This is a genomic window from Mycobacterium sp. 236(2023) (assembly GCF_029623955.1).
In the GTDB taxonomy this organism is placed as follows: domain Bacteria; phylum Actinomycetota; class Actinomycetes; order Mycobacteriales; family Mycobacteriaceae; genus Mycobacterium.
On the sequence record NZ_JARSBP010000002.1, the window covers coordinates 646,027 to 658,285 of the forward strand.

Genomic DNA, 12,259 nt, shown 5'->3' on the forward strand with positions numbered 1-12,259 from the left:
AAACTCGTTGGGGAACATGTCGCGGTCGTTCCGCAAAGATTGCAAATGGCAATCACACGCAAAGGCTTGCTGAAATCAGGGGTCGACTACATAATCAGCCGGTGATCAGCCTGACGCGCGGAAATGCCACGCTTGCTATTGTGTTGACCGCTGTATTGAGTTTCCTGGTAGTTCCCACCGCCTCGGCGCAGCCGCAGGGCGCCCACATCACCGGCATCGAGCACGTCAACGAGCGCTGGGACAAGGTGTCGGTGTTCTCGCCGTCGATGAACAAGGTCGTCGTCAACGACGTGTACAAGGCGGGCAAGGCCGGAGCGCCGACCTTCTACCTGCTGCCCGGCATCGACGGTGGCGACGACATCGCAGGCGGCGGCATCGCCCCCGGTATGAAGAGCTGGTTCGGCATGGCCGACATCCCCGGCTTCTTCGCCGACAAGAACGTCAACGTCGTCTCGCCGCTCGGCGGCCAATTCAGTTGGTACACAAACTGGGTCGGCGATCCGAGCAAGCAGTATCAGACCTACATGACCCAGGAGCTGCCTCCGCTGATCGACGCGGAGTACGACACCAGTGGCAAGAACGGCGTGGGCGGCCTGTCCAGCACCGGCGGCACAGCCCTCGACTACGCGGTGCAGGTACCCGGCCTCTATCAGGGAGTCGGGTCGTACAGCGGGATCCTCAACCCGTCCGACAACGTGCAGAACGTCGAATTGACGCTCAGCAGCGGCGGTGCCAACGCCGCCGCGATGTGGGGCCCGCCGGGTGACCCGCTGTGGGTGGCGCACGACCCGTCGAAGAATGTCGAGAAGCTGCGCGGCGTCGCGGTCTACGTCGCGGCGTCGCCCTCGGGCAACGCGGGAGCCGTCGACCGGCTGCCCCCGGGCTTCGGGCCCAACATCACCGGCGGGTTCATCGAGCGCATCGTCGCCGACAGCACGCGGGTGTTCGCCGACCGCGCCGCCGCTGCGGGCGTCCCCATCACCTACGTCGTCAGGCCGGATGGCTCCCACACCTGGGGCCTGTTCGAGTCCGAGATGCAGGAGTCGTGGAACACGACGATCGGCCCGGCCCTCAGCTGAGCGGCGATTAGTTCGTCAGGTGTTCGTCAAAGCCATGTCCCAGAAGGCGATTTCGTGGGACAGCACCTCGGCGATGATGTCGTCGCGGCCAGCGGGCACCGCCAGGTCGCGCAGTGCCGCGACGTAGGCGGCGAAGCCCGGATCGGTCCAGTGCTCGACGAACTCTCGGTAGGGCGAGGACTCGGACGCGGCGGTGGTCCACGCACGCAGGTACACCTCTTCGACGACCCATAGTGCGGTGATGGCGGTGTCGTAGGGCGCTTCGTCGAGACGTGTGAGCAGTGCGCGGTAGGCGAGCGTCGCCGGCAGCGGAGGCTGGTCCATGTCGATGCCGCGAAGGGCGGCCTGTTCGTCGAACCAAGCGAGCTCGGACTCCAGCGCAACGCAGCCAGAGGCCAGCGTCGCCTGAGCATTGCGTTGCGCCCTGGCCAGTAGTCGCGCCTGGAACGTCAGGAGATCACCGACGAACACGGAGTCCTGCACGAGCCACCGGTTGAAGTCCGCATCGGTGATGGCGCCGTCACGCACCGCGTCGAGGAACCGGTGTCGGGTGGCCTCAGCCCACAAATCGTCAAGCACCCAGGCAGGTTACTCCCCGGCAGCCTCGTCGCTCTTGGTGATCAGGTCGCCGAGCAATTGGGCGACCGTGGACTCCACGGCCGCCTCGATGGAGAACGCCAGCGTCGCTCCCACCGCCGCCACCGCCTGCGTGCGGAAGCGCACCAAAGTCGTTACCAGCTCGGCGACTTCGACGTCGTCGGGCATCGCCGCGCCGGGGTTGATCTTGTCGAGGACCTCGTCGAGTCCGGCCCGCACCAGGATCGCGCTGATCTGATCCAGTAGCGGGCTCACCTCGACGTGGACGTCGATGAGCTTGTCGAGCGCCACACCGTGCTGGCGGATCTCGGTGAACGCCTCCACCAGCGTGGGTCGCACGATCGTGGCGTGATCGTCGTCCACCCGGATGATCCCGAGGCCGACCAGCCGCTCGAACCCGGCCGGATCGTCGATCAGCTTGCGCGCCTGCGACAATGACATCCGCTGCGGTTTCTCAGTGGCCCAGCTACCCGCGATCGCCGACTCGAGTCCGAGCATGTCGCCCAGATCCTTACCCTGCTCCCACGCCGAGAGCATCTCGTTGACGTGGGCGATGTTGTAGCCGCGGTCCAGCATCGACGTGATGAGGCGGAGCCGGGTCAGGTGGGTGTCGTTGAACAGTGCGATGCGGCCCACCCTCAGCGGTGGATGCAGCAGCCCACGGTCGCGGTACACCCTGATGTTGCGGGTGGTGGTGCCTGCGAGCCGCGCCAGTTCGTCGATGCGGTATTCGCCGGATTCGGCGACGCCGTGCGGCTGCACGGCCGCATCGAACAACTGGGACACGGCATTCTCGATCACATCGCGCGAACCGCGGCGGATGCGCCGGAGAATGGTGGGAATCGGACCAGACATGTGTCAGGCCGTCGAGGTGACGTAGTCCTCGAACTGGATCGTGCGCATCTGTCGAAGATACTGCGTCGCGAAACCCGGATACATCGAGGCGTTGAATCCGTCGGCCGTCAGATACCAGCTGTTGCAGCCCGACATCCACGTCGTCTTGGTCAGGCGCTGCTGCATGCGGTCGTTGTACCGTCGCTGGACATCGGCGCGGACGTCGAGGTAACGCAGGTTCTGGTCGAGGATCGCGGTGATGGCGGTGACGGCGTAGTCGATCTGTCCCTCGACATACACGAGCAGCGAGTTGTGTCCGGGTCCGGAGTTCGGGCCCGTCATGAAGAACAGATTCGGGTAGCCGTGGGCGCTGGCGCTCTTGTACGCCTCGGCGTGGTCGGACCATTCCTGTTGCAGCGAGCGCCCTCCCAGCCCCGTGATGGGGAACGGGGGACCCGAGAGGTGGACGTCGTACCCGGTGGCGAACACGATCGCATCCAGGTGGTGTTCCACGCCGTCGCTGGTGCGGATCCCGACTGGGCTGAGGGTGGCGATCGGCCAGTCGATCAGTTTGCAGTTGTCGCGTTGCAGTGCGGGGTAGTAGTCGCTGGACATCAGCATGCGCTTGCAGCCGGGCGTGAAATCGGGGGTGAGCTGGCGGCGCATCCAGGGATCCTTGACCTGAGCCCGCAGATGCGCCTTCCCGAGCCGGGCGACCAAGCCCGACAGTGGAGAGTTCCAGACCAGTGCGGTGGCGGTTGCCTCGTGGCCCCAGTACAGGACCTGGCGGGCAATCTCCTGTGTCGCAGGAACTTTGGCGAACAGCGACTGGACTGCGGACGGCATCGGAACGTCGAGCCGCGGCAGCACCCAGCCGGGGGTGCGCTGGAACACCTTGACGAACTGCGCGGTCTTGACGAGCTCGGGGATGATCTGTACGGCGGTGGCGCCGGTTCCGATGACGGCGACGCGCTTCCCGGTGAAGTCGTAGTCGTGGTCCCACGATGCACTGTGGATCTTGTGCCCCTCGTAGGTGTCGATGCCACGGATCTCCGGGAACTTGTGGTCGGCCAGCGGGCCCGAGGCAAGGACCACCGTGCGCGCTTGAAAACGCTTGCGCTGCTTCGTGGTGGCGGTCCACACTCCGGTCTGTTCGTCGAAGCTCAGACCGGTGATCTCGGTGTTGAACCTGATCAACGGCCGGAGACCGTGCTGGTCGGTCATGGCCTCGATGTGGTCACAGATCTCGGTGCCCGACGGGTACGCCCGCGACCACGACGGGTTCTTGACGAACGAGAACGAGTAGAGCAGCGACGGGATGTCGCACGCGACACCGGGATAGGTGTTGTCACGCCAGGTGCCACCGACGCCGTCGCCGCGTTCGACGATGACGATGTCGTCGACGCCGGCCTGTTTGAGCTTGATGGCGGTGCCCAGCCCGGTGAACCCGGCACCGATGACAAGCGTGTCGTGAACGGTCATGGTCAGGCCGCCGGCTCGTGGGTCAGTTCCTTGAACCAGCTCGGTATCGGCTTCAGCAGCCTCCTGGGGTAGAGCTCGGACACCCACACCATCGAATTGGCCAGCAGATGGTAGGGATGGCGCGGGTTGACCACCGCCGAGGCGTGCCGCTTGAGCACCTGGTAGGTGGGCACCCGGTGGGTGAATTCGCCTCGCTCGCCGAGAGTTTGGAAGCGCTTGACCGCGTTGTAGAGCCGGTCGGGTTCCAGCCCCATACCGACGATCTCGTTGCGGATGCGGTTGAGCAGCGGGACGTACATGATCGCCCCGATGATCAAGCCTGGGGTGGCGACGTTGCCGACGAACTCGATGGCCAGTCGCCGGAGGTCGGCGTGGCCGATCATGTTCAGCACCTCGAAATCGACGGCGATGTGCCGGGATTCGTCGTTGTTGATCTTCTCGAACACCTGGTGGCAGACCGGGTCGTCGACCTCTTCGAGCAGGAACTTCAGCAGCGCACCGTCGAGCGCGACCTCGAGCATCGGGATGACGGTGCCCAGGATCGACAGCGACATGTCGTCGGCGTAGGTGTCCAGCCAGTCCATCGCCATCCTGATGTTGACGTTGGGCTCGGGCATCTCTCCATCGTCGAGCATTCCCCACCGCTTCATCAGCGCCAGTTCGGCATTCGCGTGGCGCTGCTCCTCGGCGTGGAAGTAGCGGTAGATCTCGGCGATCGTCGGGGTGGGTGCTTTCTTGGCCAGCGCCGCGAAACCGCGCGCACCGATGTTCTCGATCCAGCACAGATCGGCCATGAATGCCTTCAGTTTCGGCCGTTGCTCGTCGGTGATCTTCTCAGCACCCGGAGCTGCCCAGTCGATGTCGGCCAGGGCCCACTGCCGGTCCTTGATCTTCGCCAGCATCACATCCATGTCGATCGCCATCTTCGATCCTCCTACGTGGTGACTCGGGTGGCCAGTCCGGCGGCGCGGGTGTACACCGTCGGGGTGAAACGTTTGATGCCCCATCCGATCCGGGCTTCGGGCTGCGGCATGCAGTAGAGACCGCCGCGGTCGAGGGTGTCCAGGCAGGTGCGGGCGACGCGTTCGGGGGAGAAGCCGGTGATCCGCATCAGCCTGTCGGCCAGTTGTGTTGTCTCCGAGGGGATACGGCCAGAGCTCACAATGTTCGTCTTGACGAACGTCGGACACAGCGCGGTGACGTTGATGCCGGTGCCTGCGAGCTCGGCGGCCAGCGTCTCCGACAGCGACAGTGTGCCCGCCTTGCTGACGTTATAGGCAGCCATACCGGGGGCGGCGCCGAATGCGGCCGCGGAGGCGACGTTGATGATTCCGGCGGGACGACCGGCTTCCCGCAGGATCGGGGCGAAGACATGGCAGCCGTGGATCGGACCCCAGAGGTTGATGTCGAGCACCCATTGCCAGTCGGCGAGATCGGAGTCGCCGATCATCGCTCCGCCCGCTCCGACTCCCGCGTTGTTGATCACCAGCGTCGGTGGGCCGCCGAACCACGACTGCGCATCGCGGGCAAGGAGATACACCTCGTCGACGTCGGATACGTCGCAGCGCAGCGGCAGGGCCTTCTCGCCGATCTCGTGGGCAGTGGCCTTCGCCGCGTCGAGGTCGATGTCACTGCACACCACCCTCCCGCCACGGTGGGCGAGCTCTTTGGCGAACGCGGCGCCGATGCCGCTGCCCGCACCGGTGATCACCGCGTCTGCCTGATGGGTGCGCTTGGTTCCGAACGGCCACATGGCTCAGCCCGCCTGTTCGATGGTGTTGTCGGACAACGCGTCGGCGATGAACGAAGAGATCGCGCGCATCGCGGGCATTGCCTCCGGGGTGAGCCGCGGTAACGCCTGGAAAACGTGCACCTGGTCGGGCCAGATCTGCAGATCACACTGCGCACCTGCCGTGCGGAGATCCTCGGCGAGGGCGATCGCGTCGGCCGCGAGCATCTCTGCGCCGCCGGCCTGGATCAGCGTCGCAGGCAACTGGCGTCCTGCCGCCACTTCCAGACGCAGCCGGGGGTGGCCGGATTCGGTTCCTGTGCAGTACAACTCGACGAGGCGCGCCGCGTCTCGGGACCGGATCGCGGGGTCTGGGCGGTGCTGTTCGCGTGACCGGGCAAGGCCGAACGTGAGGTCCACAAGCGGGGACATCAGCACCAGGCCTGCGGGATGACGCACGTCGGGTTGCAGCAGGAGATCGACGGCGAGGTGTCCGCCCGCCGAGTCTCCGGCGACCACGATCTGGTCAGGGGCGATGCCGCACCTTTCGGTGAGCCAGTCCCAGCCGTTGCGGACATCGTCTGCGGCAGTGGGAAACCGGTGCCGCGGAGCCAACCGGTAGTCGATGCTGAAGACGGGAAGTCCCGTCAGCTGGGATAGCCATGCGGTGAGCCGGCGGTGTGTGCGGGGGGAGCACAGGGCGTAGCCGCTGCCGTGGACGAAGTAGATCGCCTGGGTGGTGGTGCCGCGGGGCACGCCTGCGCCCCACACCCATTCGCCGACGACGCGGCGATCGTCGTGAGTGGTGGTGTCGACCCGGACGGCCTTGGTCCCGGCGAGTGAGGGCCCGAAGGTGTCCATGATCCCGGCGACGATCTGCCGGGAGGCCCACAACCCCCAGGCCTGATCGGGTGGGAGCACGGTGCTGATCTGTCGCAGGGTGAGGCTGCTGACGAATGCGGCGCTGCGGGAGCGCCACGATCCGCGCGGAAGTTCGCCGGTCTCTTCGTTGAGCACGTGTCGGATACAACCCCGAATGATGACATTTGTCAATGTCACTATTTGGTGGTGTCAGCGTTGACCAGGGTCCGTTCTGTTGACGCTTGTCGGTGGGTGGGTGTTTACTGGCGGCATCGAACAAAGTTTCGAAAAACGGAAGTGTCGGATGGGGCGAAAGGTGCTGCTGTGGCAACGCCAAAAAGCCTGAGTCAGTGCTCTGTCACGCGCGCTGAGCAGGTAGAACAGCTGCGCAAGCAGATTGCGTCGGTGTCCAGCAAGGTGGGTGGTAGCCGACGCGCCGTTGCCCCTGTTCCGGAGCTGTCGAGCACTCCGGATTCTTTGCTGCCGGTGCCGGAATCCCTGACTGAAGTGCTTCCCGATTCGTTGCCGCGCGGAACTGTGGCAGTCCTTTCCGGGGCTCGTTCGCTGCAGCTGAGCATGGTGGCGGCGGTGACGGCCGCCGGCGGGCACGTCGCGATCATCGGCCAACCCGACGTCGGGCTGTTGGCCGCGGCAGAAATGGGCGCCGACCTGAGCAGGATCGCGGTGATCCCGGAACCAGGGGCCGATCCGGTCGAGGTGGCCGCCGTCCTGATGGACGGAATGGACTTGGTTGTCCTCGGTCTCGGCGGCCGCACGGTGACCTCGACCAGGGCCAGGGCGGTGGTGGCTCGCGCCCGGCAGCGAGGATGCACGCTGCTCGTCACTGATGGGGACTGGCAGGGCGCTTCCGCACGGTTGGACGCCCACGTCAGCGGATACGACATCGCGGGCGGTCGCGACGGGGTTCCCACCCCTGGGTGCGGGCGGATCAGCAGGGTGCGGCTGGCCATGCGCGCCAGGGGGCGTTCCGTCGGTCGCCCGGCACGCGCCGTGGGCGGATGAGATGGCGGGCAGAGTTCTGGCGCTCTGGTGCATGGACTGGCCCGCCGTCGCCGCCGCGACGGCGGCCGAGCTGTCGCCGACCGTTCCGGTCGCGGTGACTCTGGCCAACCGGGTCATCGCGTGTTCGGCAGCGGCCAGGGCCGTGGGCGTGCGACGGGGGTTGCGGCGTCGGGAGTCGCAGGCCCGCTGCCCTGAATTGCACGTCGTCGCCGCCGATCCGGCCCGCGACGCCCGGCATTTCGAGAACGTCACGCTCGCCGTGGACGAACTCGTGCCGCGCGCCGAGGTGCTGCGACCCGGGCTGCTGGCGCTGTCGGTCCGCGGTGCCGCCCGGTACTTCGGCTCCGAGCAGGCCGCGGCTGAACGGCTGATCGACGCGGTGGCGGCGGCCGGGGCCGAATGCCAGATCGGTGTGGCCGATCAGCTGCCCACGGCGGTCTTCGCGGCCAGGGCAGGTCGGATCGTTGATGCCGGTGGGGACGCGCCCTTCCTGTCGGAGTTGTCCATCCGGCAGCTGGCCACCGAACCGAGCCTCGCCCCGGCCACCCGGGAAGATCTGGTCGACCTGTTGTGGCGCATGGGGATTCGCAAGGTAGGCCAGTTCGCTGAGCTGTCCCGCAGTGATGTGGCCTCCCGGTTCGGGGCCGACGCCGTCGCTGCGCACCAGGTGGCGCGTGGGGAGCCCACCCGCGGCCCGTCGGGGAGGGAGCCCGAAGCCGAACTCGACGCGGTGATGAACTGCGATCCGCCGGTCGACAGGGTCGATGCCGCGGCCTTCGCGGGGCGGTCGCTGGCCAGCGTGCTGCACCGAAGCCTTGAGGCGGCGGGCGTGGGATGTACCCGGTTGGCCATCCACGCCGTGACTGCCAACGGTCAAGAGCTGGAACGGGTTTGGCGGTGTGCCGAGCCGCTGACCGAGGACGCGACGGCCGACCGGGTGCGCTGGCAGCTGGATGGGTGGCTGAACCGGCGGAATGCCGGCGACCGTCCGTCTGCGCCGATCACGGTGCTGCGTCTGCGCCCGGTGGAGGTGGTGTCCGCCGAGGCGTTGCAGCTACCGCTGTGGGGTGGGGTGGGCGAAGAGGACAGGCTGCGCGCGCGGCGGGCGCTGGTGCGGGTGCAGGGCCTGCTGGGTCCCGACGCGGTCAGGGTTCCGGTGCTCAGCGGCGGCCGCGGTCCCGCCGAACGCATCACGTTCATTCCCCTGGGGGATGAGCTTGCGCCACAGTCTGATCCGAACCAGCCGTGGCCGGGACGGCTGCCGGAGCCGTCACCGACCGTTCTGCTCGACGACCCGGTCGAACTCTTCGACGCCGAAGGAGATCTGGTGCGGGTCACCAGCCGCGGGTTGTTCTCCGCCGATCCGTTCCGGCTGCACGCACCGGGGAGGTCCGGCCGGTTGTCGTGGTGGGCGGGGCCGTGGCCGGTCGACGAGAGGTGGTGGGATTCTGCGCACGCGAGGAGCGAAACAGATTCTGCGCACGCGAGGAGCGGCAGGACAGCACGAGCGCAGGTGCTGCTCGACGAGACGCACGCGCTGTTGCTGTGTTACCGGCAGAGGAGGTGGTATCTGGAAGGCGTCTACGAGTGACCGAGCTGCGCCGCGAATGCACCGACGCGTGCGATGAAACGGTCGAAGAACTCGGCGGGGTCGACCTCGACACCGATGAGCGCGTTGGGTTCCCGCCCCCAGTGCCTGCTCCAGTCGGCGATCGTCATGCCGCGCGTGAGGGTGCCGGTCAGCTCGACATCGACTGCCGCGGGACGGTACCGGACCAGTGCGGTGTCGAGCGCGACCGCGGCCGCCAGCGGATCGTGCAGATGCGCCAGATAGCCTTCGCCTTGGTCGTGATGGAACTCGAAGTAGAAGCGCATCGCGTCCTCGAGCACCCGGATCAGCGGGTTGGCAGCGGTCGACCGCGTTCCGCGTGGGTCGAGCACCGACATCGGTGACGACGGCGCTCCGGCTGCGACGGCCAGCTGGCTCAGCAGTTCTGGTGTCATCGCGGCGTGCTCGGTGAGGTTGAGCCCCAACACGATCGGCAGGTTCTCGACGTCTGCGTGGTGCCATGCCGCGAAAACCTCGGCGGCCGATTCCGGGTCGACGCTGACATTCCACTCGGCCACCGGCGTCGTATTGCCGCGGTAGTCGAATGCGCCACCCATGATGACAAGCCGCTTCAGCATGTGCGGCAGCGCAGGTTCGGAGCGCAGCGCCAGCGCCAGGTTGGTCAGCGGTCCCGTCGCGATGCCGATCAATTCACCGGAATGGGCGCGCGCGGCGCGCACCCATGCTTCGGCGGCGTCGAAGTCGGTGAGCTCCGTGGTGGGTGCGGGCAACTGCGCGTACCCGAGGCCCTGAGGCCCGTGGGTGTCCTCGGCGGTGCGCAATGGTGCCACCAGCGGCGTTTCCGAGCCTTGGGACACCGGAACGCCGGCGATCCCGCACAACTCCAACAACGCCAGGTTGTTGCGGCAGACATCGTGCACGCCAACGTTTCCCGCGGTCGAGGCGATACCGACCAGGTCGGCCTCCGGGCTGCCGAACAGATACACCAGGGCCATCGCGTCGTCGACGCCGGTGTCGACATCGAGGAAGACGGGGTGTCGCACTCCGCTCACCAGTGCACGCCGGGCACCAGCCGCACGGCGCGCTTGACCGGGCCGGGGACACGCAACGACGGCTTGGGCCGGGCGGGCGGCTCCGGCCGTCTGACGGCTACCGCTTCCGGCTCGTCGCGCGTAATGCCGCGTGCCGCAGCGGAATCCGGGTAGCCGAGATACACCTGATGCAGTACCCGCCGCGACAACCTCGGAGTGAAGTACATCCCGAGGTCGGCCAGGGTGCCGACGGGGGTGTCGATCCGCGCGGGCTTTTCGACGAGCCCGCGGACCACCATCGCGGCGGCGTGTTCGGCGGTGATCGGTGGCATCGGGTTGAGCCTACGCGACGGCGCGATCATCGGCGTCTCGACCAGCGGCATGTGGATGTTGGTGAACGTGATGTGATCCGAGAGTGTCTCGGTGCCAACGACTTCCGAGAACGCGTCCAGCGCGGCCTTGCTGGGGACGTAGGCGCTGTACTTCGGGCTGGCGGCCTGCACCCCGGCGCTGGAGACGTTGACGACATGCCCGAACTTTCGTTCCCGCCAGTGCGGCAACAGTGCCAGCACCATCCGCACCGGGCCGAAGTAGTTGACTGCCATCACCCGCTCGTAGTCGTGCAACCGGTCGGTGGAGGCGGCCACGGAACGCCGGATCGAGCGTCCCGCATTGTTGACCAGATAGTCGACGTGGCCGAAGCGGCCGAGGATGTCCTTGATCGTGTGCTCGACAGCTGCCGAATCGGTGACGTCACAGGTGAATGCGTGCGCATCACCGCCCGACCCGCGGATCTCGTCGACGAGGTCGTCGAGTGCGGTGGCGTTGCGGGCCAGCGCGAACACCGTCGCTCCGTGTGCGGCTACAGCGACCGCCGAGGCGCGGCCGATACCGCTGGACGCACCGGTGATGACCACGTGCTTGCCGACGAGCGGTCCGGCCGGATCGTTCCGCCGCGCGCGGTTCGGGTCGAGATGTTCGGCCCAGTAGCGCCACAGTTGCGGGGCGTACGACGCGAACTCCGGCACGCTGATCCCGGTGCCGCGGAGCGCCTCGTCGGTGCGCTCGGAGGTGAACGTCGGCGCCAGTTCCACCACGTCGAGGATCTCGCCGGGAATGCCCAGTTGCGTCGCGGCCATGTTGCGCAGAATTTTCGCGCGTCCTGTTACCTGCAGCAGCGGTGCGGCGGTCGCGCGGGGAAGTGACCCGACCAGCGGTGGCAGGCCGGCAGCTGGTGCGACGCCGCGGTAGATGCTGCGCAGCCCGGTGGTCTTCGGAGCCGTCAGGTGGAACGTCTGCCCGTCGCGCCCGTCGAGGTGCATCAAGGCGACGACAGCTTCAACGACATAGTCGACCGGCACGATGTTGGTGCGTCCGCTGTCGGGCAGCACCATCGGCGTGAACCGGGGAAGGGCGGCGAGTGCCGACAGGATGGGGAAGAAGTAGTAGGGCCCGTCGATCTTGTCGATCTCACCGGTGCGCGAGTCCCCGACGACGACCGCGGGTCGGTAGATCCGGTACCGGAGCCGATCGGCCGAACGCACCAGCAGCTCGGCCTCGAACTTGGTCTGGTGATACGGCGTCGGAAGGCTCTGGGCGACGTCGAAGTCGTCTTCGGTGAAGACCCCGCGGTAGGTGCCCGCGACGGCGATCGACGACATGTGGTGCAGGGTCGCGTCGAGCCGTCGGGCGAGGGCGATGACGGCCTTGGTGCCGTCGACGTTGGCGGCGCGCTGCCGGTCCTCGGCGGCGGTGATGTCGTAGATCGCCGCGCAATGCACGATGTGGTCGACCGAACCGAGCTCCGCGAGCGTCGAATCGGTGAGCCCCAGATCGGCTTCGGTGAGATCTCCGACCAGCGGCAGCGCCCGATCGTCCCAGCGCTGCGCGAGCCGCTCGAAGCGGCCGAGCGACTGTCGGCGCACCAGCACGTGCACCGCCGCGGTGTCGGGGAGGGAGAGGAGTCGGGTGACCAATCGGGCGCCGATAAACCCGGTACCGCCGGTAACGACATAGCGCATGCGAGACATGTTCACCCGCTCCTGGCCGGGTG

Annotated in this window: 11 protein-coding genes; 3 read left to right on the forward strand and 8 right to left on the reverse strand. The window is 67.1% G+C overall.

Annotated features, from left to right (window positions below):
* The first annotated feature begins 140 nt into the window (after window positions 1-140).
* Window positions 141-1,079: an alpha/beta hydrolase family protein gene (locus P9A17_RS05680; protein WP_278037605.1), complete on the forward strand. Its 939-nt coding sequence runs from the start codon at window positions 141-143 to the stop codon at window positions 1,077-1,079.
* 15 nt (window positions 1,080-1,094) lie between these two features.
* Here P9A17_RS05680 and P9A17_RS05685 read toward each other — a convergent pair whose 3' ends face one another.
* Genes P9A17_RS05685 through P9A17_RS05710 form a run of 6 tightly spaced genes read right to left on the reverse strand, consistent with a single transcriptional unit; the run spans window position 1,095 to window position 6,738 of the window.
* Window positions 1,095-1,658, reverse strand: coding sequence for a TenA family transcriptional regulator (locus P9A17_RS05685; RefSeq protein WP_278037606.1), 564 nt, complete (start codon window positions 1,656-1,658; stop codon window positions 1,095-1,097).
* 9 nt (window positions 1,659-1,667) lie between these two features.
* Entirely contained in the window at window positions 1,668-2,531 is an 864-nt protein-coding gene (locus P9A17_RS05690) for a MerR family transcriptional regulator (protein WP_278037607.1), read from the reverse strand.
* Window positions 2,532-2,534: 3 nt separating this feature from the next.
* A complete protein-coding gene (locus P9A17_RS05695; RefSeq protein WP_278037608.1) occupies window positions 2,535-3,992 on the reverse strand; it encodes an NAD(P)/FAD-dependent oxidoreductase in 1,458 nt (485 codons plus the stop codon).
* Window positions 3,993-3,994: 2 nt separating this feature from the next.
* Entirely contained in the window at window positions 3,995-4,915 is a 921-nt protein-coding gene (locus P9A17_RS05700; RefSeq protein ID WP_278037609.1) for a ferritin-like domain-containing protein, read from the reverse strand.
* 11 nt (window positions 4,916-4,926) lie between these two features.
* A complete protein-coding gene (locus P9A17_RS05705) occupies window positions 4,927-5,745 on the reverse strand; it encodes an SDR family NAD(P)-dependent oxidoreductase (RefSeq protein WP_278037610.1) in 819 nt (272 codons plus the stop codon).
* 3 nt (window positions 5,746-5,748) lie between these two features.
* Window positions 5,749-6,738, reverse strand: a complete 990-nt coding sequence (locus P9A17_RS05710) for an alpha/beta hydrolase (protein WP_278037611.1) — start codon at window positions 6,736-6,738, stop codon at window positions 5,749-5,751.
* Window positions 6,739-6,906: 168 nt separating this feature from the next.
* On the opposite strand from P9A17_RS05710, the gene P9A17_RS05715 reads away from it, so the two are divergent.
* Both P9A17_RS05715 and P9A17_RS05720 read left to right on the forward strand, forming a co-directional pair.
* Window positions 6,907-7,605, forward strand: coding sequence for a hypothetical protein (locus P9A17_RS05715; protein WP_278037612.1), 699 nt, complete (start codon window positions 6,907-6,909; stop codon window positions 7,603-7,605).
* 1 nt (window position 7,606) lies between these two features.
* Entirely contained in the window at window positions 7,607-9,196 is a 1,590-nt protein-coding gene (locus tag P9A17_RS05720; RefSeq protein ID WP_278037613.1) for a DNA polymerase Y family protein, read from the forward strand.
* On the opposite strand, the gene P9A17_RS05725 is transcribed toward P9A17_RS05720, so the two are convergent.
* Window positions 9,187-10,227, reverse strand: a complete 1,041-nt coding sequence (locus P9A17_RS05725; RefSeq protein WP_278037614.1) for a nucleoside hydrolase — start codon at window positions 10,225-10,227, stop codon at window positions 9,187-9,189. The two genes, P9A17_RS05720 and P9A17_RS05725, sit on opposite strands and share 10 nt — an antisense overlap.
* Window positions 10,224-12,227 (reverse strand): SDR family oxidoreductase, encoded by a 2,004-nt coding sequence (locus tag P9A17_RS05730; protein WP_278037615.1) that lies wholly within the window; start codon window positions 12,225-12,227, stop codon window positions 10,224-10,226. Before P9A17_RS05730 ends, P9A17_RS05725 begins: the two co-directional genes overlap by 4 nt.
* Between the last annotated feature and the right edge of the window lie 32 nt (window positions 12,228-12,259).